The organism is Pedobacter heparinus, from assembly GCF_032678725.1.
GTDB lineage: Bacteria > Bacteroidota > Bacteroidia > Sphingobacteriales > Sphingobacteriaceae > Pedobacter > Pedobacter heparinus_A.
On sequence record NZ_JAVTSC010000004.1, the window covers coordinates 31,773 to 56,548 of the forward strand.

The 24,776-nt window shown below is 44.4% G+C and carries 16 protein-coding genes; 13 read left to right on the forward strand and 3 right to left on the reverse strand.

All coding sequences use genetic code 11. From position 1 onward, the window contains the following. Nucleotides 1-15 precede the first annotated feature (15 nt). The 6 genes from R2Q85_RS07560 (at nucleotide 16) to bglX (ending at nucleotide 12,940) form a co-directional block, all read left to right on the forward strand. The gene (locus tag R2Q85_RS07560) at nucleotides 16-2,916 is read left to right on the forward strand and encodes a two-component regulator propeller domain-containing protein (protein WP_316811155.1); all 2,901 of its coding nucleotides are present in this window, start codon (nucleotides 16-18) and stop codon (nucleotides 2,914-2,916) included. Between the two features lie 247 nt (nucleotides 2,917-3,163). After that, on the forward strand, nucleotides 3,164-6,187 hold the full coding sequence (locus R2Q85_RS07565) for a TonB-dependent receptor (RefSeq protein ID WP_316811156.1): 3,024 nt from the start codon (nucleotides 3,164-3,166) through the stop codon (nucleotides 6,185-6,187). Between the two features lie 10 nt (nucleotides 6,188-6,197). Continuing rightward, complete coding sequence (locus R2Q85_RS07570; RefSeq protein WP_316811157.1) at nucleotides 6,198-7,733, forward strand: RagB/SusD family nutrient uptake outer membrane protein; 1,536 nt, start codon at nucleotides 6,198-6,200, stop codon at nucleotides 7,731-7,733. A 14-nt stretch (nucleotides 7,734-7,747) separates the two neighbouring features. After that, the gene (locus R2Q85_RS07575; RefSeq protein WP_316811158.1) at nucleotides 7,748-9,253 is read left to right on the forward strand and encodes a DUF4886 domain-containing protein; all 1,506 of its coding nucleotides are present in this window, start codon (nucleotides 7,748-7,750) and stop codon (nucleotides 9,251-9,253) included. Between the two features lie 48 nt (nucleotides 9,254-9,301). Continuing rightward, nucleotides 9,302-10,639: a glucoamylase family protein gene (locus R2Q85_RS07580; RefSeq protein WP_316811159.1), complete on the forward strand. Its 1,338-nt coding sequence runs from the start codon at nucleotides 9,302-9,304 to the stop codon at nucleotides 10,637-10,639. A 6-nt stretch (nucleotides 10,640-10,645) separates the two neighbouring features. Beyond that, nucleotides 10,646-12,940 carry a beta-glucosidase BglX gene (gene bglX / locus R2Q85_RS07585; RefSeq protein ID WP_316811160.1) on the forward strand — a complete coding sequence of 765 codons (2,295 nt, stop codon included), beginning with the start codon at nucleotides 10,646-10,648 and terminating at the stop codon, nucleotides 12,938-12,940. A 76-nt stretch (nucleotides 12,941-13,016) separates the two neighbouring features. Here bglX and R2Q85_RS07590 read toward each other — a convergent pair whose 3' ends face one another. Beyond that, nucleotides 13,017-15,197, reverse strand: coding sequence for an outer membrane beta-barrel family protein (locus tag R2Q85_RS07590; protein WP_316811161.1), 2,181 nt, complete (start codon nucleotides 15,195-15,197; stop codon nucleotides 13,017-13,019). Between the two features lie 158 nt (nucleotides 15,198-15,355). Between R2Q85_RS07590 and R2Q85_RS07595 the strand changes: the two genes are divergently transcribed. Beyond that, the gene (locus R2Q85_RS07595; protein WP_316811162.1) at nucleotides 15,356-16,144 is read left to right on the forward strand and encodes a prolyl oligopeptidase family serine peptidase; all 789 of its coding nucleotides are present in this window, start codon (nucleotides 15,356-15,358) and stop codon (nucleotides 16,142-16,144) included. Nucleotides 16,145-16,231: 87 nt separating this feature from the next. Here the strand turns inward: R2Q85_RS07595 and R2Q85_RS07600 are convergent, their stop codons facing one another. After that, nucleotides 16,232-16,960 (reverse strand): YebC/PmpR family DNA-binding transcriptional regulator, encoded by a 729-nt coding sequence (locus R2Q85_RS07600; protein WP_316811163.1) that lies wholly within the window; start codon nucleotides 16,958-16,960, stop codon nucleotides 16,232-16,234. Nucleotides 16,961-17,004: 44 nt separating this feature from the next. Continuing rightward, nucleotides 17,005-17,949 carry an NAD-dependent epimerase/dehydratase family protein gene (locus R2Q85_RS07605; RefSeq protein ID WP_316811164.1) on the reverse strand — a complete coding sequence of 315 codons (945 nt, stop codon included), beginning with the start codon at nucleotides 17,947-17,949 and terminating at the stop codon, nucleotides 17,005-17,007. 270 nt (nucleotides 17,950-18,219) lie between these two features. On the opposite strand from R2Q85_RS07605, the gene R2Q85_RS07610 reads away from it, so the two are divergent. From R2Q85_RS07610 to R2Q85_RS07635, 6 genes are read left to right on the forward strand one after another with little or no spacing between them, the layout of a single operon-like run. Continuing rightward, on the forward strand, nucleotides 18,220-18,909 hold the full coding sequence (locus R2Q85_RS07610) for a gluconate 2-dehydrogenase subunit 3 family protein (protein ID WP_316811165.1): 690 nt from the start codon (nucleotides 18,220-18,222) through the stop codon (nucleotides 18,907-18,909). Between the two features lie 21 nt (nucleotides 18,910-18,930). Continuing rightward, nucleotides 18,931-20,634, forward strand: a complete 1,704-nt coding sequence (locus R2Q85_RS07615) for a GMC family oxidoreductase (protein ID WP_316811166.1) — start codon at nucleotides 18,931-18,933, stop codon at nucleotides 20,632-20,634. A gap of 2 nt (nucleotides 20,635-20,636) precedes the next feature. Then, a complete protein-coding gene (locus R2Q85_RS07620; RefSeq protein ID WP_316811167.1) occupies nucleotides 20,637-21,794 on the forward strand; it encodes a Gfo/Idh/MocA family oxidoreductase in 1,158 nt (385 codons plus the stop codon). Between the two features lie 4 nt (nucleotides 21,795-21,798). Continuing rightward, the gene (locus R2Q85_RS07625) at nucleotides 21,799-22,854 is read left to right on the forward strand and encodes a sugar phosphate isomerase/epimerase (protein ID WP_316811168.1); all 1,056 of its coding nucleotides are present in this window, start codon (nucleotides 21,799-21,801) and stop codon (nucleotides 22,852-22,854) included. Between the two features lie 9 nt (nucleotides 22,855-22,863). Then, nucleotides 22,864-23,271 (forward strand): c-type cytochrome, encoded by a 408-nt coding sequence (locus R2Q85_RS07630; RefSeq protein ID WP_316811169.1) that lies wholly within the window; start codon nucleotides 22,864-22,866, stop codon nucleotides 23,269-23,271. A 12-nt stretch (nucleotides 23,272-23,283) separates the two neighbouring features. Beyond that, on the forward strand, nucleotides 23,284-24,741 hold the full coding sequence (locus R2Q85_RS07635) for a Gfo/Idh/MocA family oxidoreductase (RefSeq protein WP_316811170.1): 1,458 nt from the start codon (nucleotides 23,284-23,286) through the stop codon (nucleotides 24,739-24,741). Nucleotides 24,742-24,776: the final 35 nt, after the last annotated feature.

The window sequence follows — 24,776 nt, forward strand, 5'->3', positions numbered from 1 at the left end:
GTAGCTTTACCGTACATGAAACAAAGGCACCTTAAATACAGTCTGTTTTATCTGATTTTCCTGTTGCCTTTTTTTGCTTCGGCAGATAACATACAGCGTATAGGCGTACCTTATGTGCAAAACTATCCCAAATCGGTATACCTTTCGGGCAACCAGAACTGGTCTATCGCGAAAGATAAATATGGCGTCCTGTACTTTGGCAATGCCCAGGGCCTGCTTAGCTTTGACGGCAAATACTGGCAGCAGTACAAAATGCCCAACCGACAAATTGTACGTTCCGTAGCTGCCGATGCAGATGGCATCATTTATACCGGCGGCTTTGGCGAGATCGGCTATTGGTCGGACAAAAACAAACACCTGGCCTATACCTCCTTAACCAGCCTAGTCCCCAGATCACTTCAGCTTAAAGATGAGATCTGGAAAATATATACACTCGGTAAAAAGGTTATTTTTCAATCCTTTTCTGCCATTTACATCTACGAGAACAAAAAGATCAGCGTAGTTACCGCACAGCAATCACTCCTGTTCCTGCACCAGGTGGGACAGCGTTTTTATGTAGAGGTAAACAGGAACGGTCTCTTTGAACTTGACGGTAATAAACTTACCCCCTTAAAAAACACTGGTATAAGCACTCCAAAAGACGTATTGTCCATACTGCCTTACCAAAACGGCAGCCTGCTAATCGGCACCAGCAAAGATGGACTTTATGTATACAACGGCGAAAACTTCAGCCCTTTAAACACCCCTGCAAATGCATTTCTAAAAACCTACCAGTTAAACAACGGCACCCGCATACGAGACCACTATTATGCCTACGGCACCATTTTGAACGGCCTGATCATTATAGATGAAGCAGGCAATATTATACAGCGCATCAATAAATCCAGTGGCCTGCAAAACAATACCGTATTAAGTCTGTATGCCGATCAGGACCAGAATTTATGGGCCGGCCTCGATAACGGGATAGACCGTATAGAGCTCAATTCGCCGCTGTATTTCTATTTTGATAAAACAGGACAGTTTGGTACTGTATACTCCAGCCTGATCTATAAGAACAATATCTATCTGGGCACCAACCAGGGCTTATTTTACAGCGTCTGGGCATCCGGGACCGGAAGCCTGTTCAACACTTTCGATTTTAAGCTGATCCCCAATTCTCAGGGACAGGTATGGGACCTTACCCTGATAGACGGGCAATTATTTTGCGGTCATAATGATGGCACCTTTAAAGTAAACGGCAATCAACTGGAAAGCATTTCGACAGTTAAAGGGGGCTGGACCATAAAAAAACTGAATTCCAATCCCGGTTTTCTGATTCAGGGCACTTACAATGGGCTGGCGCTGTTTAAAAAAGATGCCAGCGGAGCCTGGAAATTCTCGCACAAGATCGCTGACTTCGGAGAACCTTCCCGATACGTAGAACAGGATGCCAGGGGCGACATCTGGGTAAGTCATGCTTATAAAGGCGTGTATAAACTCGGGTTAAGCCCTGATCTTAAAAGGGTTATTTCTATAAAAACCTATGATGAAAAGAATGGCTTGCCAGGCGATTACAACATCAATATCTTCACCTTGGAGAACCGCCTGGTCTTCTCATCCGATGCAGGGTTTTTCATTTACGATGAGATCAGCAATCGCTTTACAAAGTACGCAACATTAAATAAAGAACTGGGTAGCTTTGCCGGCGCCAATAAAATCATTGATGCAGGCTCAAAAAAATACTGGTTCATTAACCATGGCAAAATGGGCCTGGTGCGTTTGCTGGAGCCTGGAAAGATGCAAGTAGATTCCAATACCTTCAGCATCCTGGACGGCCGTATGGTACAATACTATGAGAACATCAGCAAAATCAGTGACAATATTTACCTGATCAGTGTGGATGACGGCTTCGTGATTTACAATGCCAGCGAAAACCTAAGCAGGCAAAAATCCATCCAATTGCCACAGGTGCTGATACGAAAAATTGAAGACATTACGGATACCTATCACACCATCAGCGAATTTGGCGACAGGGATGAAGAAATTGAAATCCCCTTCAGCCGCAACAGCATCCGCATCTCTTTTGCCCTTCCTTATTACCGGCAAGCCAAAATTAAATTCCAGTACTATCTGGAAGGCTATTCCAAACAATGGTCAGACTGGAGCCCCGCCTCGCAGAAAGACTTTACCAATCTGGGTCTGGGCAGCTATGTTTTTAAGGTAAGGGCCAGCATCAATGAAGGGGCAGTAAGCCAGGTTACCGAATTTAAATTTACCATCCTTCCCCCTTTCTATGCCAGCAAATGGGCCATTGCATGTTACCTTATCGGCATTGCATTTTTATTGTTTGCCTTTAGAAAGCTGTATGAACGCAAGCTGAAAAAAGACCAGCAAGCCATATCCGATAAATTGCAGGCAGAGAAAGAAGCCTTCCTGAAAAAAGAAGCCGAAGCAACCGAAAAGCAGATCATCAAACTGCAGACAGAAAAATTACAGGCCGACCTGGCCGGCAAGAGCCGGGAACTCGCCAATTCGGCCATGAGCCTGGTGTACAAAAATGAACTGCTGCAAAAACTAAGTCAGGAGATTCTGAAACTGAAAGACGGAAACGGGAAGCCCCTGGCAGAGGAGCAGTTGAGAAAAATTCAGAAAGTTATAGACGAAGGCATGAATGACGAGCGGGACTGGAACCTGTTTGAGCACAGCTTCAACGAAGCGCATGAAAGCTTCTTTAAAAAATTAAAAGCAAACCACCCCGACCTGGTGCCCAACGACCTGAAGCTTTGCGCCTACCTGCGTATGAACATGAGCAGTAAAGAAATGGCATCCTTATTGAACATTTCCTTAAGAGGAGTAGAAATACGACGTTACAGGCTGCGCAAAAAGCTTGATGTACCCCACGACAAGAACCTGGTAGAGTTCCTGATGGAGCTTTAGGACTACATCATTACCTCTCATCACCTTTTTTACAGCCTGAATATTCAAGTTGTTAAAAGTGCTGCTGTTGTAGTACTAAATTTCTACCTGTAGCTCAAGAAACGTCATTTTTGAATCAAAAACGAATGTAGAAAGCACATTTGAGATAGTAGAAATTCTGTTGCTGATGTATTAATGTAGAGGCATTTTTTTTGTATTCCCAGCAATTGTAACGGAGCTTTATAACACATTTAAATAACCAAATAGTATGAAAAGAATTTTTACAAAACTTTCTGTTTTAACTTTTCTCTGTTTTCTTTTTACGAGCGCAGCATCAGCACAGGACATTACTGTGCAAGGTGTGGTCACAGATGTAGCAGATAAACTGCCGCTGCCTGGTGTTAGTATACAGGTAAAAGGAACCCAGAAAGGAACAACAACAACTGCTGATGGCAAGTACACCATTAGCGTACCTGCAAATGCAACCCTGGTTTTCACATCCATTGGTTATGCCAGTCGTGAAATACAGATCAACAACCAAACTACGATTAATGTCACACTTTCTACTTCCGCACAGGACCTGGAGGGCGTTGTGGTAGTGGGTTATGGCACGCAAAGAAAAAGAGACGTTACCGGATCAATTACGCAGGTTAAAGGCGAAGAAATTGCGAGAATGCCAAATACTAACCCCTTAACTTCTTTACAGGGAAAGGTTGCTGGTTTGACAATCGTAAACAGCGGTAGTCCAGGTTCTGCACCAACGGTCAGGATCAGGGGTATTGGAACCATAAGTGGCTCAAACCCCCTTTACGTGGTGGACGGTATACATCAAACCAGCATCGACTACGTCAACCCAGCTGATATTGAAAGCATAGAAGTGTTGAAGGATGCCTCATCTTTGGCTATTTTTGGTTTGCAAGCTGCAAACGGGGTGATCGTTATTACTACTAAGCGCGCAAAAGCCGGACAAACCACGGTTAGTCTATCCAGTTCAGCCGGATTTCAGAAAGTTATCAATACCATCGATGTGCTGAATGCGGCAGAATTTCGCAGTGTATATGACAAAATCAGAGCCAATGCAAATTCAGTTCCCTTTGATTATACAAACTATACTGCTGATACAGACTGGCAAGATGAAATTCTGCGGACAGCTTTCCAAACCAATCACAGTTTGACTATTGCCAATAGCGGAGAAAAATCAACAACGCTATTTAGTCTTGGATATAACAATCAGCAAGGTGCACTTAAATACGGAGAATACGAGCGTTACACTGCAAGATTTAATGAAGAGATCAACATTACCAAAAATATCAAAATCGGTGGCGACATCAGCGGTAGTCACTATAATGTAAATGGTACTTCTGCAAGTCTGAACGGTGCATTGTGGGCAGCGCCGATCGTAGGGATCAGAGAAAGTGAAACTGCTTACTATAATATGCCAAGCTTTCAGCGTTCCCAGGTAGGTAACCCTGTAGCTGCAATTGATCAAAATGACCGGAATTCTATAACAAAAAGCTACAAGATTGTAGGCAATCTTTTTGGAGAGGTGAAATTCCTGAAAGACTTTACCTGGAGGTCGCAAGTGTACACGGAATTGAACTTTAATAATTCCAGAGGTTATACGCCAATACCATTTACACAGATAAACCTCGGGGAAAATGGAAATCCCAATGAGTACTTCAACAACCCGAATGCCAGAACTTCAGTAAGACAAAATTCTAACGAGTTCAGAAGGTTTCAACAAGACCATACCCTGACCTACAAAAAAACTTTTGGGGATCACAACATCACAGGTTTAGCAGGTATGACTACTTTGTACAATGGCAGTACTTCTATAGCAGGAAGTCGTACCGATAATAGACTGATCGTTCCGGATGATCCGAACTTATGGTATATTAATATCATAAACGCAGACAACCCGATGTCATTGAGTGGTGGCGGAGAAGAATACAGTTCTATGGGATATTTCGCCAGGGTTAACTACTCTTTTATGGACAGGTATCTGCTGAATGCATCTATAAGGAGAGATGGTTTAGCAGGTTTACCCACACGAAACAGATGGGGAACTTTCGGCAGTGTAGGATTGGGTTGGGTAATCAGTGAGGAAGACTTTTTTAAAGATAAGATTCCAGGTGTTGACTTCCTGAAACTGCGCGGGTCATGGGGTATTCTTGGAAACGCGCAGGGGCTGGCAAGCTTCCCATTCCTGCCTGAATTAAACACAGGTGGAGCAGGGGTTTTCGGAGATTTCATTATTCCGTCTGTCACTCCCTCTTACCTTCCTGATCCGAGATTGAGATGGGAGTCAGGTAGAGGAATTGATATTGGTTTTGAAGCGAAGGCATTTAACAACAGGCTTAGCGCAGATATCGTATATTATGATAAAAAAACGCTTGATCTGCTGACAAATATCACCAGACCAGGTTCCGCAGGCGGACTGCCGTTTAAAACTAATGCAGGACATATTTCAAATAGAGGTATTGAAGTGGCCCTGGGTTGGGACCAGAATCTTACAGAGGATTTAAGAGTTACCATTTCACCTAACTTCAGTTACAATAAAAACAAAGTGGTTTCTATTGGAGACAATATCGACTACTTACTGACAGGTAATGGCGGGGTAAACAGAACGATCTCCGGCAATTCAGTGGGACACTTTTATGGATATCGCCAAATAGGAATATACCAGAACATCTATCAGATTGAGAACTCCCCAACCATGGCCAATGCACTGCCTGGGGATATCATCTATAAAGACTTAAATAATGATGGAAGAATTACTGGTGAGGATCAGGAATATCTGGGCTCGCCATTTCCGACATGGAGTTACGGGCTTAACCTGAATGTACAGTACAAAGATTTCGATCTCCAGGTACAAGGCCAGGGTGTTGCAGGGAATTACATATATACACAAAGAAGGACAGCTACTTTTTCTGACCTGAACCTGGAAAGCAACAGGTTAGATGCCTGGAATGGCGCCGGCACATCTAATGTAGAACCTATATTGGACAAGGCGAGAACGAACAACTACCGTTTCAGTACCTATTTTATGGAGCCGGGAGATTATTTCAGAATCAGGACACTGCAACTGGGCTATACCTTTAAACCAAAGACTCCTTCAACAGCGCTAAAAAGCTTAAGGATGTACCTGAGCGCCCAAAACCTGCATACCTTTACCAAGGCAACCGGTTATACGCCCGAAGTTCCGATCAGCAGCATTTTAGGTGGTGGTGCAGATAATGGTGTGTACCCGATACCGGCAACCTATACATTAGGAATAAATGTTACATTTTAACTTTATGAAAATGAAAAATTTAAAAAGATCAATTCCATATATCATTGCTGCATGTCTGATGGTTATTGTATTCCCTGCATGTAAACGTGATTTTCTTGACCGTTATCCTCAGGGAAGATATACCGAAGATAACTACCCCTATCCGGAAGGCTCCGGACCTTTTGATGTCACTCTTTTTGCTGCTTATGATGTATTGAGGAGTTACGATGCATCCGGCTCAGGTTTTATAGCCGCAACCAGCATTCGCAGTGAAGACGCTGACAAGGGAAGTACACCAACAGATGGCCCTACTTCCAGAGAAATGGATGAATTCACACTTATTGCGACCAACGGAATAGTGGAGGGCATGTGGAATGGATACTATAACCTGATTGGCAAGTGTAATAATGTTTTGGACACCATCGCCAAGGATACCAGAACAGATCAGCAGGTTAAAACTTATGCGGAAGCAGAAGCTAAATTCCTTAGAGGATACGGTTACTTCATGCTGGTAAGACTTTTTGGACGTGTTCCCTTAGTTGATAAAGCATATAGAACTAAAGAAGAACAAACGAACATCCCTCAAAGCGACCCTGCTGCTATATACACCCTGATAGAAAATGATCTTTCCTTTGCAGCAGCTAATCTGCCTCCAATCTGGGACAAGAATATATTTCCGGGGAGGGCAACCAGCGGTGCTGCCAACGGCATATTGGCTAAGGCATTCCTGACGCAGAAAAAGTGGGGTATGGCCATGAGTACCGCTAAAAAAGTGATGGACTCCAGACTCTACGATCTGAAAACATCATATAATGTGATATTTGGCGAGGATGGTGAAAACAGCTCAGAATCTGTTTTTGAGATTCAGAATACAGCCAATCTGACCGAAAAAAGAGCTAACGGCAGTCAGTTCGCAAGTATTCAGGGTGTGAGAGGCTCAGGCGATTGGAATTTAGGCTGGGGATTTAATGTACCCAGCCCACAATTGGCGGCAGCTTATGAGCCGGGCGATCCAAGAAAGGCCAGGACATTTTTAACCATGGGTGAACCATCAGTCTATGGCGAAGTATTTACAGCGAGTAACCAGGCTGCCGACGCTCCAAAGAGCTATAACCATAAAGTACACTCCAACCCCGCCCGAAGAAAAGCATTATTGGATAATTTTTCCTATTGGATGAACATCAGACTGCTAAGATACGCAGATGTAGTGTTGATGTATGCAGAAGCAGCGAATGAACTGGGGGGCGAATCCAACATCGATGAAGCACTTGCAAGTGTAAATAGTGTGAGGGCAAGAGCAAGGGGTAGTAATAGTAATATTCTGCCTAACATTGATACAAGAGATCAGGGTAGCCTCAGAGATGTAATCAGACACGAAAGAAGGATAGAACTGGCAATGGAACACGACAGGTTCTTTGACCTGGTAAGATGGGGAATTGCCAAGGATGTACTACATGCGGCGGGTAAGACCAATTTCCAGGCAGGAAAACATGAACTGCTCCCAATTCCTGCCAATCAGATACTGATCAGTAAAGGAGTATTGACACAAAATCCATTTTATAACTAATAAAGACATTAAAAATGAAAAAATGGTTTAACATCATAGGCAAATATAAGATTGCCCTCGCTGTGCTCTTCTTGACCACTATAGCTGCTTGCAGTAAAAGCAACAATCCTTTTAATTTGCCCGAAGCAGATCCCTCACAATACACAGGAGGTACAAATGATGGCATCATCAGAATTCTGTCCATCGGCAATAGTTTCTCTGAAGATGCTCTTGAAGCCAATTTATACGAACTGGCCAAGGAGAAAGGCATCACGGTAATTATCGGCAATATGTATATCGGCAGTGCGTCTCTCGAACAACATAAAACCAACATACAAAATAACGCATCGGTTTATAGCTATAGGAAGATTGGCAAAGATGGTGTAAGAAAAATCTATAATAATGTACGCCTTGACGTAGCTGTAGATGATGAACAGTGGGATTACGTAAGTTTCCAGCAGGTAAGCCAGAATTCCGGACAACTGGAAACAATTCAAGCTTCCCTTCCAGCGGTCTTTAACTATGTGAAATCAAAAGTTAAAAACCCTAAGGTTAAGTACGTGTACCATCAAACATGGGCCTATGCGCAGACATCAACCCACGAAGGATTTGCAAATTACAACCGCAACCAGATGACAATGTACAACGCGATTGTAAACGTATCTCAGAAGGTAAAAGAAATAGTACCTGTTGACATCATAGTGCCTGCCGGTACAGCAATACAAACGGGAAGAACCAGCGCAATAGAAGATGGTTTTACACGCGACGGTTACCACCTAAATCCGTTGGGAAGATATACAGCAGCATGTACATGGTTCGAGACTTTGTTTAATCAATCGACTGTGGGCATGACCTATAAGACTGAGGGTCTAGGCAACTTTGAAGCTTCTGTTGCGCAGAACGCTGCTCACTTTGCAGTTCTCAAACCTTATGAGGTGACTGAGATGACTAATTTCCAGGGTGAAGGAGGCCCGTTGGCAAACCCGGTATTTATAGCCTTCGGGAAGGGAACTCCAATACCGGCGGGCTGGAATCAGGTTGGAGATTTTCAAGCGGGGGCCAGGGCGAACCTCAAAGACAATACAGGTAAGGAATATATTGGCTTATCTCTGAGTATCACCGAACGTTTCAATTCAGAAAACACCGGGGGTGCTACTGCAACGACAACAGCGTTTAACATGCCATCGAGCGTTTCAAGCCGTTCCTATTTCGGAAATACCAAAAGAGCTTTCGGGGGAATTATTGTTGCGCAAAGCAAATTCGTGATCTCTGGCCTGGATAAAAACCTGACTTACAATTTAGGATTCTTTGGCTCAAGGGCAGGTGTGGCTGATAACAGGGAAACCAAATATATCGTAGCGGGTTCCAACAACGGAGAAGCCTCATTAAATACATCTGCCAATAGTACCAATATTGTTTATGTAAACAGCATCAAACCTGCCGACAACGGAAAAATTACGGTAACCGTTACGGCCGGACCAAATAATAACAGTGCGGATGGATTCTATTATCTGAATGCCGTCAGACTAACTTCCAACTAATTTATTTTTGGCCCTTATTCTTTGGGTAAGGGCCAATATTTTCCATCTATGCTGAATAACACACTTATACTACTTTTAACCAGCTTTTTATTCGTTGCATGTGCACCGAATAAAAAGGATATACAAGACACAAATCACCAGATAAGCGACGACTCACTATTAACTATCGTCCAGAAACAGACCTATAGCTACTTTTACGAGGGTGCAGAACCAATTTCCGGGTTGGCCAGGGAACGCTATCACAGCGATAACGTTTATCCTCAAAATGATAAAGACGTAATTGCCACAGGGGCCAGCGGATTCGGAATTATGGGCACGTTGGTAGCTATTGAGCGGAAATTCATCACAAGAGAAGAAGGTTACCATCATCTCAAAAAGGGAATTGATTTTTTAGCGAAAGCGGATAGATTTCATGGTGTCTGGCCGCATTGGATACTGCCATCTGGAAAAACCAAGACATTTGGCAAAAATGATGATGCGGGGGATTTGGTAGAAACTTCATTCCTGGCACAAGCTTTAATTTGCGTACGTCAATATTATACCAACGGAAATGAACGGGAAAAACTGCTTGCACAAAAAGCAGATGAACTTTGGAAAGGCATTGACTGGAATTTCTACAGAAAGGACAATGAAAATGTACTTTACTGGCATTGGTCGCCTAACTCGGGATGGAAAATGAATTTCGCCATTACTGGCTACAACGAGTGTCTGATCACTTATGTTTTAGCTGTATCTTCACCAACACACGGAGTACCTGCAGAAGTCTATCATCAGGGTTGGGCCAAAAATGGCGCAATCAATACTGACATTACTATATATGGACATCCGGTAAAACTTAAACATAACGTTGCAGGACAACACGTAGGGCCTCTTTTCTGGGCCCATTATTCTTATTTAGGTTTAAACCCCAAAGGTCTGAAAGACAAATATGCCGATTATTGGCAGGAAAATAGAAGTCATGCGTTAATTCACTATGATTATGCGATTGAAAACCCTCATCGGTTTAAGGGCTATGGTAAAAATTCCTGGGGATTGACCGCCAGCTACTCCGTAAAGGGTTATGCCGCACATATGCCTTCTGAAGATAAGGGTGTAGTTAGTCCTACCGCAGCGCTTTCATCTTATCCTTATACTCCTGGAGAAAGCATGCAAATGATTAGACATCTATACTACAACATGAAAGACAAAGTATGGGGTGAATTTGGTTTTTACGATGCCTATAGCGAAACCGACAATTGGTATCCCAAAAGATATATTGGCATAGATCAGGGACCGATCATTGTCATGATAGAAAACGGAAGAACCGGGTTACTATGGAAGCTTTTCATGAGCGCTTCGGAAATACAACAAGGCTTAACAAAACTTGGTTTCACTTATTCAAAATAACATTTCATGAAAAAGGCCTTCATTGTATTTTATATAGCACTTACCCTCCCTGCAATTGCCCAGCAGAAAAAAGAGGTCAATCCTACTGATCAGCAAATGAATGTCTTTATCAGCAATTTGCTGTCCAAAATGACATTAGATGAAAAGATCGGGCAATTGAATCTGCTTACCGGTGGTGAGGCCACTACAGGTTCTGTTGTAAGTACAGATGTGGAAAACAAGATCAAAAAAGGACAGGTGGGCGGCATGTTCAGCTTTACAACACCTCAAAAAATACGTAAGGCACAAGAGATCGCTGTAAACGAAAGCAGACTTAAAATCCCAATCATTTTTGGGCAGGATGTAATCCATGGCTATAAAACCACCTTTCCTATCCCATTGGCCTTATCTTGTACCTGGGATATGCCTCTTATCCAAAAAACGGCACGTATAGCAGCTGTTGAAGCTACCGCTGATGGACTTAACTGGACTTTTTCTCCAATGGTTGATATATCAAGAGACCCAAGGTGGGGTCGCATCTCTGAAGGCTCAGGAGAAGACACCTATCTCGGCTCAGAAATTGCCAAAGCAATGATTAAAGGTTACCAGGGCGATGATCTTTCTAAATACAATACCATGATGGCCTGCGTCAAACATTTTGCCCTGTATGGCGCCTCAGAAGCCGGCAGAGATTACAATACCACCGACATGAGCCTTGACCGCATGTATAACGAATACCTGCCACCTTACAAAGCCGCACTGGATGCCGGTGCAGGTAGCATCATGACCTCCTTTAACGACATCAACGGTGTGCCAGCTACTGCAAATAAATGGCTCATGACAGACCTCTTACGTAAAGAATGGGGTTTTAAAGGCTTTGTGGTAACCGATTATACCGCCGTAAACGAACTGATAGACCATGGTTTAGGCGATCTGAAAGCCGTATCGGCCTTGTCCATCAATGCTGGCGTAGATATGGACATGGTTGGCGAAGGCTTTTTAACTACGCTAAAAAAATCGGTACAGGAAGGTAAAGTAAAAGTGCAACGCATAGACGAAGCCTGCAAACTGGTTTTAGAAGCCAAATACAAGCTGGGCCTGTTTGATGACCCTTTCCGTTATTGCAACGAAGAGCGGGCCAAAACAGAGATCCTAAAGCCCGAAAATCTTGCTTTTGCACGTGAAGTTGCAGCCGAATCCTTTGTCCTGTTAAAAAACGAAAACAACACCCTGCCACTTAAAAAAACCGGCACAATTGCCTTAATAGGCCCCCTGGCCAATACCGGCGCCAATATGCCCGGTACCTGGAGTGTGAACAGCGACCTGACCAATACGGCTTCTCTTTTAACTGGCATGAAAGCCGTTCTGGGCAGCCAGGTTAAAGTGGTACACAGCCTGGGTTCAAACCTGTTGTCTGATGAAGCCTACCAGCAGCGCGCCACCATGTTTGGCCGCGACATTCCAAGAGACAACCGCCCCGAAGCCGACCTGATCAGGGAGGCTATAGCATTGGCCAAAACCGCAGATGTAGTAGTCGCCGCTCTAGGCGAAAGCTCTGAAATGAGTGGCGAAGCCTCCAGCCGGACCAACCTGGAAATCCCGGAATTACAGCAACGCCTGTTACAGGCCCTGTTGAAAACAGGTAAACCCGTGGTATTGGTGCTCTTTACCGGCAGGCCACTGGTACTGAACTGGGAGCAGCAAAACGTACCCGCCATTTTAAATGTCTGGTTTGGCGGTACAGAAACCGCAAAAGCTATAACCGATGTATTGTTTGGTGATGTAAACCCTTCAGGAAAACTAACTGCCACCTTTCCGCAAAATGTAGGACAGATCCCTTTGTATTATGCGCATAAAAATACGGGCAGGCCATTGGCAGAAGGCAAGTGGTTCAGTAAGTTCCGTTCCAATTACCTGGACGTGAGCAACGAGCCGCTCTACCCTTTTGGTTACGGCTTAAGCTATACCAGTTTTGCGTATAGCAATTTAAAGTTGAGTAAAAACAGCTTCAGGCCCGGCGAATCCATCACCGCCAGTATTGACATTAAAAACACAGGTTCAAACGAAGGTAAAGAAGTGGTACAATTGTACATCAGGGATCTGGTGAGCAGTTCTACCCGACCGGTTAAAGAATTAAAAGCTTTTCAAAAGATTAGCTTAAAACCAGGAGAAAGCAAAACTGTCAGCTTTAAGCTGACAGAAAATGATTTGAAGTTCTACAACACAGCACTTAAGTTTGTAGCCGGACCTGGTGATTTTAACTTGTTTATTGGCGGGAATTCCAGAGATGTGCTGGAAACAAAGTTCGCTCTAACGAAGTAAGATCAAAAAACATTTAAGGTAATTTATATATCCATCAGACATTTGAAATCGGTACACCAAGAATGCACACCTTATCTTAATGTATCCTGCTACGCTCCTCTGCATTTCCTGTGTTTTTATCTCCGGATTTAGCGGTACTATTTCCAAAACGATAGCTGAGGCTCAGTAAAGCATAACGGTTCAGCTGGAAATTGGTAAATTTCTGCTTGATGTTATTTACAGTTGTGGTGATTACAGGGGCACTACTTAAAAACAAGTCATTTACGGTTAAGGCAAGGTCTACTTTCTTCTTCAAAACGGCTGCTTTAAACCCCAGGTCCAGTTTGTAATAACCATTTGTTCGGCTAATCTTATCCACCTCGGGAAACTGGTACCAGAAGTTAACCGCCGCGGCCAAGGTTTTATCTTCATTTAAAAAGATATTGTTATTAGTAGCTAAGTATAGTCCAAAGCCATTTACACCATTAATATTGGCCAGTTTAGATTTTGCCCGGGTATAAGAAAAAGTGACCTGGTTATTGTTGTCCAGCCATGAACCAAATGGTAATGACATGTTTTCAGAAATTCCGTAACGATAGGTTGTGATGAAGTTTAAAGGCGTTGTATACACAATATTGGTATTTGCATCGGCCAGGATTACGTTGCTGAAGCCATTTTCGGTCATGTTGAAAAACAGGGAAGAATTGAGCAGGTGCTTATAGCTGTGTGACAATTCGAAATTACTGTTGTATTCTGGCTGCAGGTAAGGATTACCCTGTCCGTAACTGTAAGCGGTATAAAGCGATTTATACGGATTTAAGTTCCAGAAAGTAGGGCGATTGATGCGTCGTCCAAAATTGAAGGATAAGTCGTGGTCTGTATTGGGTTGATAATTGACCGATAAGGAAGGGAACAGTTTAAAATAATTGTTGAGGGTGCTTTGTTTCAGCACATTGGAATAACCTTTGGTTTGTGTCAGTTCTGAACGCAGGCCTATTTTATATTTCCAGTGATGATGATCGATGTTCATGCCCGCATACAGCGACTGGGTATTTTCGATATAATCAAACTCACTGCTCATGCCCGGATTATAGATCGGCTCATCCTGCCCGGTTTTATTGTAGTAAAAGGCATTGCTGTAATTGTCAATAAAACTGAGCTTTCCTCCAAAAATGAATTGTGCAAAATCTGTAGGTATCGTTGCATCTGCTTTGAACGTATAAATGTTTATCTGCTGTTTATTGGTATCGTAGAACCTGGCACTCCCGGATGGATTGGCACTGCCATCTGCGTCAAAGCTGTTGCTTTCAAAATCTGAAACATCAGTGCGGTAGTGGTTAAAATAATCGGCATTCAGAACCAGTTTTCTGCCACTGGTGTCAAAATTTATAATGCCGTGCAGGTTTACGGCGTTAATGCGGGCAACAGGGTAATAAGTAGCGAAAGCTTTGATGCTGGAATCCAGCTGGCCATTTCCCGGGTTTGTAAAGGTATTGTTGACATGATCAAAACCTTCGTAAATATTCCTTCCACCTGTATAACTAAAGCCGACCGTTGTTTTGTTGTTCAGTTTATAGTCCAGCCCGGCCTCGTAGTTCAGCATGCGATACTTATAGTCGCCGGTATCAGACTGCATCCAGGTTTGCCTGGGGTAATCAAAGTCTGTCCGGAAACCTTCCAGCAGCCGGCCACGATCAATACTGATGCTGGCACGGGCGGCTAATTTATCAGAATTATAGCTGATGTCGCCCGCTGCATTTAGTCCCTGAAAATTCCTGGTGCCATATACTTTAGCCGGGTTATGAAACCAATGTTTTCCGCTGGTCTGAATAGTAACCGCATAGCCTTGCCGGGTACTTTTTTTGGTAATGATATTGATCAATCCGGCATTTCCATCTGCATCATAATTTACACCAGGGTTTTTAATGAGTTCTATGCTGGAAATTTGTCCGGCGGGTATAGATTTCAGGTAGCGGGTCAGTTCGGTTCCGCTGAGCTGTACCAGCCGGTCGTTCATCATTACCCTTACATTTCCTTTTCCGGCGATGCCGATCTGGCCATCGTTAATTTTTATACCCGGAACTTTACTGAGCGCATTTAAGGCATCTGTTCCGGTAGCTGTGACGCTGGTTGTTACGTTATAAATCAGTTTATCTGAATTGTTTTTAACTGTTGATTTAACGGCGATGATTTCGATTTCTTTTAGATTGGTATCAATTTGTGCCTGAAGATGAAAATGGGTTATCATCAGTGCAATACAAACAATTAATGGTTTCAAGCTTTGATTTATTTTGAGGTAAGCGGATCTGTGTGTTGCGCAATTTAATATAATTATTCTAATTAAGTAAAGAAGGGTGATTGCTCGCTTTAGTCATCAATTCGAAATAAATACCAGATTGCTTTTTTAATCCTGTGCAAATCGATATTTTAGCTCTTATGAACAGGTTAAACTTAATCATCCCGCTGATTTTGCTGTTTTGTGGAATAAACGGCATTGCCCAGGATTTCACAAAATACGAAAAGGGGAGCTTTATTAAAGGAAAAGACAGCATCTCCTACCGGGTACTTTTTCCAGAAAATTTTGATCCTGCAAAGCAATACCCGATCCTGTTCTTTTTGCATGGACGTGGCGAAAGCGGCAATGACAACCAGAAGCAGTTGACTCACGGTGGGAAATTGTTTTTAAAGGATGAGCTCAGAAGGCAGTTTCCGGCCATTGTGGTATTTCCGCAATGCCGGGCAGACAGCTATTGGTCCAATGTGAACATCAGTACGGAAGCCAATGGCAGGCGCGTATTCAATTTCCAGGAAAAAGGCAAGCCTACAAAGGCCATGCAGGCTTTGCTGGGTATGGTAGCTAATTTTATGGATAAGCCTTATATAAATAAAAAGCAGGTATATGTTGGCGGCTTATCTATGGGCGGCATGGGTACCTATGAATTGCTGAGGCGCAAACCCCGCTTATTTGCCGCGGCTTTTGCCATTTGCGGCGGAGACCATGTAGCCAATGTACAGCGCTATCAAAAAATCCCTTTATGGATCTTCCATGGGGAAAAAGACGATGTGGTGCCGGTAAGCTGTTCAACCCTCATTGCCGATCAGTTAAAGGTATTGGGCCATCCTGCTAAACTGACCTTATACCCGGAGGCTAACCACAACAGCTGGGACCGGGCTTTTGCTGAACCGGATTTATTGCCCTGGTTATTTTCTAACAGGAAAAAATAAGTTTAAAAAAAAGGCTTGTGATGTGAGGAGAACAAATATTCCTTCCGAACATCACAAGCCTTTTTTACAGGAAAAATCTTTACCGTATTAATCTGGCATATTGTGGTAAACGGCCTGCACATCATCGTCTTCTTCCAGCTTATCAAGCAGCTTCAAAACATCAGCAGCCTGTTCTTCGGTTACTTCATGGTGTGAGAGGGCAATACGTTCCAGCTTGGAACTTTTGAGTTCTATGCCTTTCTCTTCCAGGGCTTTTTGCAGGGAGCCAAAATTTTCAAATGGTCCTTGTGCTACAGCAATGTCATTTCCTTCTTCATCGGCTTCTACATACAGCTCTTCCAGTCCGGCATCAATCAGTTCAAACTCCAGTTCTTCCAGGTCCAGGTCATCAGCAGGTACAAATCTGAATACAGATTTACGGTTGAATACAAAATCCAGCGAGCCCGTTTTACCTAAGGTGCCGTTAGTTTTATTGAAATAACTGCGCACATTGGCCACAGTACGATTGGTATTGTCGGTAGCGGTCTCTATCAGTATGGCCACCCCGTGCGGGGCATATCCTTCATAAACAATCTCTTCATAGTTGGCCATGCTCTTATCAGAAGCCCTTTTTATGGCAGCATCCACCCGGTCTTTCGGCATGTTTACCGCCTTCGCATTTTGTATGGCCGTACGCAGGCGTGAATTCGTTTCGGGATGTGGCCCGGCTTCTTTCACCGCCATTACGATATCCTTACCTATCCTGGTAAACTGTACGGCCATTTTGGCCCAACGTTTAAATTTTCTTTCTTTTCTGAATTCAAATGCTCTTCCCATTTTTTTGCTAATTGTGAGTGTTTGCTCGGGTTGCGAATTTATAGTTATTTTTTCAAATTCTTCAACATATCCTTCGTCAGTTTTTCCAGGTCAAATTCCGGCTTCCAACCCCAGTCTTTGCTTGCGTAGCTGTCGTCAATAGAACGCGGCCAGCCGTCGGCAATGTGCTGGCGCGGATCGTTTTCGGTATAAACCAATTTAAAATCAGGAATATGTTTCCTGATTTCGGCAGCCAGGATCTCTGGTGTAAAGCTGACCCCTGCAAAATTATAGCTGGAACGGATAGAAATTTTGCCGGCTTCGGCATCCATCAGCTCAATGGTTCCCCTGATCGCATCGTCCATATACATCATCGGCAATTCGGTTGCTGCATTTAAAAAAGAGGCGTAGCTTCCTTTTCTGAGCGCGTCATGAAAAATGTGGATGGCATAATCAGTTGTACCTCCACCCGGCGCAGCTTTCCAGCTGATCAGACCGGGATAACGGATACTGCGCACATCCAGACCATATTTTTGGTGGTAATATTCGCACCAGCGCTCACCGGCAAGTTTACTCACGCCATATACCGTATTCGGATCCATTACACAGTACTGCGGGGTCTGGTCTTTTGGTGAATTCGGCCCAAAAACAGCGATAGAACTTGGCCAGTATACCTTGGCCGTGTTATAGGTAATGGCCAGGTCTAAAATATTGAGCAGGCCGTTCATATTTAAATCCCAGGCCAGTTTGGGGTTTTGTTCGCCCGTAGCCGACAACAAGGCGGCAAGCAGGTATACCTGGCTAGGTTTATATTTCTGAAAAATGGTGTTTAGTGTTTCCTTTTCCAGCACATTCACAAATTCGAAAGGCCCGGAGTTTTTAATGTCATAATCGGGCCGGCGGATGTCGCAGGCAATCACGTTATCTACGTGATATGTTTTACGTAGTGCGGTAACGAGTTCTGTGCCGATCTGACCATTAGAGCCCAATACTAATATTTTTTCGATCATTGTTCAATTTGGATTATGGTAAAGGTAAATAAATGAGCAAACCTATTCAAAATTGTTCATAGCGACCAAAAATAAGCCCCAATAATTAAAAGATTACAGCGTTTTATTTTTTATACATCCGAATTCAGAAAATGATAAAAAATTGATTTAGTAACAAAAACATTATATATTTACTTTATGGTGTATTTATAACACTAACTATTTTTTTTTGCTTAATATTACAAAACAGAACACACTTTAAATACACACGAACACCCTTAATAACCGAATATGAACAGAAGAGAAGCGGTGAGAAACGTGGCCTTTTTAATGGGCGGCGCACTATCGGCAACTACAATTGGCGTATTTTTAGAAGGTTGCAATTCACCATCCACTAAAACAGCCGGCAGTTTATTTACGGACGAGCAGCAAAAGCTGATCACCGAAATTGCCGACATTATCATTCCAACCACCAGTTCTCCGGGCGCAAAGGATGCAGGGGTTGGCCCTTTCATCAGTCTGATGCTGAAGGACTGCTATCCGGATGAAGCACAAAAAGCATTTGTAAAAGGATTGGAAGACCTGGATAAACAGGCGAAGGAAGAGCACAAAAAATCTTTTATGGAACTGAGTGTGGCGCAGCGCCAGGAATTACTGGGTAAAGTAAGGGATGCTACTGTTGCGGCCACCAAAGCTGAAAAGGAAAATCTGGACAAGCAGGAGCAGGCCGAAAAAGATAAACAAAAGACAAACCCGGCAGATCAGGCCAAATCTCAGACCGAGAATGCCGGCAACATTTCTATATTACCGAAAGACAAGCCCAGCATGGAGCCGCGTTTCTTCTCCATCATCAGGGATTTAACCTTACTGGGTTACTTTACTTCAGAGGTGGGGGCGACCCAGGCTTATGCTTTTGTGGAAATCCCGGGCCGCTATGACGGCTGTGTTGACCTGAAACCTGGTCAGAAAGTTTGGTCGTAAACCTTTTATATAATAAAATAAATGAGCAATTTAAATACTAAAGCAACAGCGCAGAATACATATGACGCGATTGTTGTAGGATCTGGAATTAGCGGCGGCTGGGCAGCAAAGGAGCTGACAGAAAAAGGTTTAAAAGTTTTACTGCTGGAAAGAGGCAGGAACATTGAACATATAAAAGACTATACCACGGCCATGAAAAAGCCATGGGAATTTGAACACCGGGGTAAGCTGACTGAAGAACAGAAAGCTACGCACCCTGTGCAGAAAAGAGATTATCCTTATACAGAATTTAACGAGAGCTTTTGGGTAAATGACCTGGAATGTCCTTATACCGAGGTGAAACGCTTCGACTGGTACCGTGGTTTTCATGTAGGTGGCAAATCACTGATGTGGGGACGCCAGAGTTACCGCTTCAGCGACCTCAATTTTGAAGACAACCTGAAAGACGGGCATGGCGTAGACTGGCCGATCCGTTACAAAGACATCGCTCCATGGTACGATTATGTAGAGAAATTTGCCGGGATCAGCGGAAAAGCCGAAGGCTGGCCTGCATTACCTGACGGACATTTCCTGCCGCCTATGGAGATGAACTGCGTAGAGAAAGAAGTTAAAAAACGCATTGAGGCCAAATGGAACAAATCGAGGATCATGACCATTGGCCGTACCGCTAACCTGACGGTTGCTCATGGTGGCCGTGGCCAATGTCAGTATCGCAATCTGTGCAGCAGGGGCTGTCCTTTTGGGGCTTATTTCAGTACCCAGTCCTCTACCCTTCCGGCCGCTGTAGCTACCGGTAACTTAACTTTACGCCCTTTTTCACTGGTCAATACCATCATCTATGATAAGGAAACCCAGAAAGCCAAAGGTGTAGTGGTGATTGATTCTGAAACCAAAGAAACAACCGAGTACTTTGCTAAAATTGTATTCGTAAACGGCTCCACACTGGCCTCTACTTTTATTCTGCTGAATTCTGTTTCTGATGAGCATCCGAACGGTTTGGGCAATGGCAGCGGACAATTGGGACATAACTTAATGGACCACCACTTCCGTACCGGTGCAAATGGCCGGATTGAAGGTTTTGACGATAAATATACCTATGGCAAACGTGCCAATGGGATTTATATTCCAAGGTACCGGAATATGGGCAACGACAAGCGCGATTACGTGCGTGGCTTCGGCTATCAGGGCGGCGGCAGCCGCGGCAACTGGCATGCGGACGTAGCTGAAATGGCTTTTGGCGGGGAATTTAAAGACCAGATGACCACACCTGGTGCCTGGACCATGGGCCTGGGTGGTTTCGGTGAATCGCTTCCTTATTTTGAAAACAGGGTGTATATCGATAAAAGCAAGAAAGACAAATGGGGACAACCTGTATTGGCCATTGACTGCGAGTTTAAAGAAAACGAACGTAAAATGCGGGTGGACATGATGAACGATGCAGCAGAAATGCTGGAAGCCTCTGGTGCAAAAGATGTAAAAACTTTTGACAATGGTTCGGCTCCAGGTATGGCCATCCACGAAATGGGTACTGCACGCATGGGTCACGATCCTAAAACATCAGTACTGAACAAATGGAACCAGATGCATGAAGTAAAAAATGTTTTTGTAACCGATGGTTCCTGTATGGCATCAGCTGCCTGTCAGAACCCATCATTAACGTATATGGCTTTAACTGCAAGGGCATGTGATTTTGCAGTGAGCGAATTAAAAAAAGGTAACCTTTAATAATGAAAAGAAAACTGAGAATGGGCATGGTTGGTGGCGGTAAAGATGCTTTCATCGGCGCCGTTCATCGCATTGCTGCAAATATGGATGGGCAAATAGAATTTTGCTGCGGCGCATTGAGTATCCACCCTGAAGTGGCCAGGGCATCGGGAGAAATGCTGTTCCTTCCGGCAGGACGCACCTACCTGAATTACGAAGAGATGATCCAAAAGGAAAGCCAGCTTCCTGCGGACCAGCGTATTGATTTTGTGACCATAGTTACACCTAATTTCGCCCACTTTGCGCCTGCAATGATGGCCCTGGAGCATGGCTTTAATGTGGTGATCGAAAAACCCATTGCCTTATCGCTGGAAGAAGCAAAACAACTGCAGCAGAAAGTGGAAGAAACCGGGCTGGTTTTATGCCTTACCCATACTTACTCTGGCTATCCAATGGTTAAACAGGCCAGGCAAATGGTAAAAGAAGGAAAATTAGGCACGATCAGAAAGGTAGTGGTGGAATATCCTCAGGGCTGGCTAAGCACGCTTACGGAAAGAGAAGGAAATGCCCAGGCGGCATGGCGTACAGATCCGGCAAAAAGTGGTAAAAGCGGATGTATGGGCGACATTGGTACCCATGCTGCGCAACTGGCCGAATACATTTCGGGTTTAAAGATCAGCAAGCTTTGTGCAGACCTGAATATCGTGGTTTCGGGAAGGGCTTTGGACGATGACGGAAATGTACTGCTGAAATTTGACAATGGTGCAAATGGTATTTTAATGGCTTCGCAAATTGCAGCCGGAGAAGAAAATGCTTTGAAAATAAGGATATATGGCGAAAAAGGTGGTCTGGAATGGCACCAGATGGAACCCAATACCCTGCTGGTAAAATGGTTAAATGAACCTGCACAGATTTACCGTGTTGGCCAGGCGTATATGTCCGATATCGCCAAACACAATACCCGTGTACCCGGAGGGCATCCGGAAGGATACCTGGAGGCTTTTGCAAACATCTACAGGAACTTTGCCTTAACTGTAGGCGCCAAACTGGAAGGCAGCACGCCTACTGAGGCCATGCTGGATTTTCCGAGGGTTGAAGATGGCGTAAGAGGAATGGCTTTTATTGAAAACGTAGTGGCATCAAGCCAGTCTGACCAGAAATGGTTTGATTTTAAAATCTGAATAAATGACGACAATTAAAGGACCGGGCGTATTTTTGGCCCAGTTTATAGGAGACGAGGCCCCTTTCAATTCCTTAGATGCGATATGCGAATGGGCCGCAGGTCTGGGTTTTAAAGGCATACAAATGCCCACACTGGACGCCAGGTTCATTGACCTGCAAAAGGCTGCCGAGAGTAAAACCTATGCAGATGAATTAAAAGGAAAGGTTGCAGCATACGGGCTGGAGATCACAGAGTTATCTACCCACTTACAAGGGCAGCTTGTGGCGGTAAACCCAGCCTACGACCTGGCATTTGATGCTTTTGCACCCGATACTTACAAGAATAACCCTAAAGCCAGAACAGAATGGGCGGTACAGCAGCTGAAATATGCGGCTAAAGCTTCACAGAACCTGGGCTTAAATGCACATGCCACTTTTAGTGGCTCCTTGTTATGGCACATGTTCCATCCCTGGCCGCAACGCCCGGAAGGACTGGTTGATGCTGGTTTTACCGAACTGGCAAAAAGATGGATGCCCATACTGAACGAATTTGATGCCTGCGGCGTTGATGTTTGCTATGAGATCCATCCTGGAGAAGACCTCTTTGACGGCATCACTTACGAAATGTTCCTTGAAAAGGTGAACAACCACCCGCGTGCCTGCCTGTTGTACGATCCTTCGCATTTTGTATTGCAGCAGCTGGATTATATCCAGTATATCGATTTTTACCATGAGCGCATCAAGGCTTTCCATGTGAAAGATTCTGAGTTTAACCCTACGGGCCGTCAGGGTACTTTTGGAGGATACCAAAGCTGGGCCAACCGTGCCGGAAGGTACCGCTCTCCTGGTGACGGACAGGTAGATTTCAAAACCATATTCAGCAAACTGGCACAGTACGACTATACCGGCTGGGCAGTGATGGAATGGGAATGCTGCATCAAGGATGCCCAGGTTGGTGCCAAAGAAGGTGCTGAATTTATCCGCAAAAACATCATTAAAGTGACCGGAAGGGCTTTTGATGATTTTGCCGCTTCGGGCGGAAATGACGATTTTAACAATAAAATTTTAGGCATACAATAAACACACACAATGAAAAAAACACTTTTTATCCTGGGCTGCTATGTATTGGCAATGACAGCCTGCGCTAGTCCGGAAGAAAGGGCTGCGGCCCTTAAAGAAGCGGAAACTAAAACAACTGCTGCCGGTGCCCCTGCTGCAGCTGCAGTCTCTGCTGCTGACATTACAGCCGGGGAACAACTGATTGCAAAGAATGACTGCATCGGCTGTCACAATAAAGACAATAAAATCATAGGCCCTGCTTATGTAGACATCGCGGCTAAATACCCTTTAAGTGAAGAAAACATCAACCACCTGGTAGATAAAGTGATCAGCGGTGGTAAAGGCGTTTGGGGAGAGATCCCGATGACACCTCATGATGCTTTAAATAAGGATGATGTCAAAAAAATGGTTACCTATATTTTATCGGCAAAAAAATAAACCTGCAAGGTTATGAAAGAAATTAAAAAAGATCAGGATGCTGCCTCAAGACGGAATTTTCTGAAGTCTGCAGCAATCGCAGCAGCCGCATTTACCATCGTGCCCCGCCACGTGCTCGGCGGAAAGGGCTTTTTAGCGCCCAGCGACAAACTGCTCATAGCCAGTATTGGCGCTGGCGGTAAGGGTAAGTCGGACATTGCCAATTTCTATAAAAGCGGCAAGGCTGAGATTGCCTTTCTGTGCGACGTACACGACAGCAGGGCTGCCGACAGCGTAAAGGCTTTTCCTAAAGCAAAATACTACAAGGATTACCGCGAGATGCTGGACAAGGAAGCGAAAAATTTTGATGCTGTTTCTATTTCTACACCAGACCATAACCATGCCATACAAGCCATTGCTGCCATGCAGCTGGGCAAGCACGTATATGTGCAGAAACCATTGACCCACGACATTTACGAGGCCAGAATGCTGACCTCGGCTGCGGATAAATACAAAGTAGTTACCCAGATGGGTAACCAGGGCGCATCAAATGATGGCCCGAGGCAAATGAAAGAATGGTATGATGCAGGCCTGATCGGCGATGTACATACGGTTTATGCCTGGACCGACAGGCCGGTATGGCCGCAGGGTATTCCATGGTCGGCCAATAAAGCGCAGGTGCCTGCCGACCTGGCATGGGATTTATGGCTGGGCACTGCTCCCTATAAAGACTATGTGGACAAACTCGTACCTTTTAACTGGCGCGGCTGGTGGGATTATGGCACAGGTGCACTGGGTGACATGGGCTGTCACCTGCTGGAAGCTCCTTTCAGCGTGTTAAACCTGAAATACGCTACGGAAGTTCAGGCCAGTGTAGGTTCTGTATATGTAGATGAATTTAAAAGGGGCTATTTCCCGGACAGCTGCCCGCCTTCGAGCCATGTAACCCTGAAATTCCCTAAAACCAATAAAACCCAGGGTGACATTGTAGTGCATTGGATGGATGGCGGCATACAGCCGGAAAGACCGGAAGAACTGGGTGCCAACGATGTATTTGGCGATGGTGGCAACGGAACTTTGTTTATTGGTACAAAGGGTAAAATGATGGCCAGCACTTATGGCCGCAACCCGCGTTTGCTCCCTTTAAGCAAAAACGAGAATTTAAAGGTAGCCCAAAAATTTGCACGTGTACCAGATGGCGAGAACGGCCATTACAAGCAATGGGTAGAGGCCAGCATTGCCGGGTATGGCAAAAAAGAGCTGAGCTCACCGTTCTCTATTGCCGGACCACTTACAGAATCTTTGCTGATGGCCAACCTGGCCATCAGGGGTACGGATATCCAGCAAAAAAATGCGGAAGGCAAGGTCAAATATCCTGGCAGAAACATCAAATTGCTATGGGACAATGCCAATATGAAGATCACCAATTTTGATGATGTAAACCAGTTTGTAAAAAGAGAATACCGCAAAGGATGGTCGCTGGGTGTATAAGCAGCGATCTTTTAATTTAACCATAACCAGTAAAA

Excerpts from the sequence above, each read along its gene's own strand:
- R2Q85_RS07560 (WP_316811155.1), top strand. The coding sequence starts at position 16 with ATGAAACAAAGGCACCTTAAATACAGTCTGTTTTATCTGATTTTCCTG.
- R2Q85_RS07565 (WP_316811156.1), top strand. The coding sequence starts at position 3,164 with ATGAAAAGAATTTTTACAAAACTTTCTGTTTTAACTTTTCTCTGTTTT.
- R2Q85_RS07570 (WP_316811157.1), top strand. The coding sequence starts at position 6,198 with ATGAAAAATTTAAAAAGATCAATTCCATATATCATTGCTGCATGTCTG.
- R2Q85_RS07575 (WP_316811158.1), top strand. The coding sequence starts at position 7,748 with ATGAAAAAATGGTTTAACATCATAGGCAAATATAAGATTGCCCTCGCT.
- R2Q85_RS07580 (WP_316811159.1), top strand. The coding sequence starts at position 9,302 with ATGCTGAATAACACACTTATACTACTTTTAACCAGCTTTTTATTCGTT.
- bglX (WP_316811160.1), top strand. The coding sequence starts at position 10,646 with ATGAAAAAGGCCTTCATTGTATTTTATATAGCACTTACCCTCCCTGCA.
- R2Q85_RS07595 (WP_316811162.1), top strand. The coding sequence starts at position 15,356 with ATGAACAGGTTAAACTTAATCATCCCGCTGATTTTGCTGTTTTGTGGA.
- R2Q85_RS07600 (WP_316811163.1), bottom strand. The coding sequence starts at position 16,960 with ATGGGAAGAGCATTTGAATTCAGAAAAGAAAGAAAATTTAAACGTTGG.
- R2Q85_RS07605 (WP_316811164.1), bottom strand. The coding sequence starts at position 17,949 with ATGATCGAAAAAATATTAGTATTGGGCTCTAATGGTCAGATCGGCACA.
- R2Q85_RS07610 (WP_316811165.1), top strand. The coding sequence starts at position 18,220 with ATGAACAGAAGAGAAGCGGTGAGAAACGTGGCCTTTTTAATGGGCGGC.
- R2Q85_RS07615 (WP_316811166.1), top strand. The coding sequence starts at position 18,931 with ATGAGCAATTTAAATACTAAAGCAACAGCGCAGAATACATATGACGCG.
- R2Q85_RS07620 (WP_316811167.1), top strand. The coding sequence starts at position 20,637 with ATGAAAAGAAAACTGAGAATGGGCATGGTTGGTGGCGGTAAAGATGCT.
- R2Q85_RS07625 (WP_316811168.1), top strand. The coding sequence starts at position 21,799 with ATGACGACAATTAAAGGACCGGGCGTATTTTTGGCCCAGTTTATAGGA.
- R2Q85_RS07630 (WP_316811169.1), top strand. The coding sequence starts at position 22,864 with ATGAAAAAAACACTTTTTATCCTGGGCTGCTATGTATTGGCAATGACA.
- R2Q85_RS07635 (WP_316811170.1), top strand. The coding sequence starts at position 23,284 with ATGAAAGAAATTAAAAAAGATCAGGATGCTGCCTCAAGACGGAATTTT.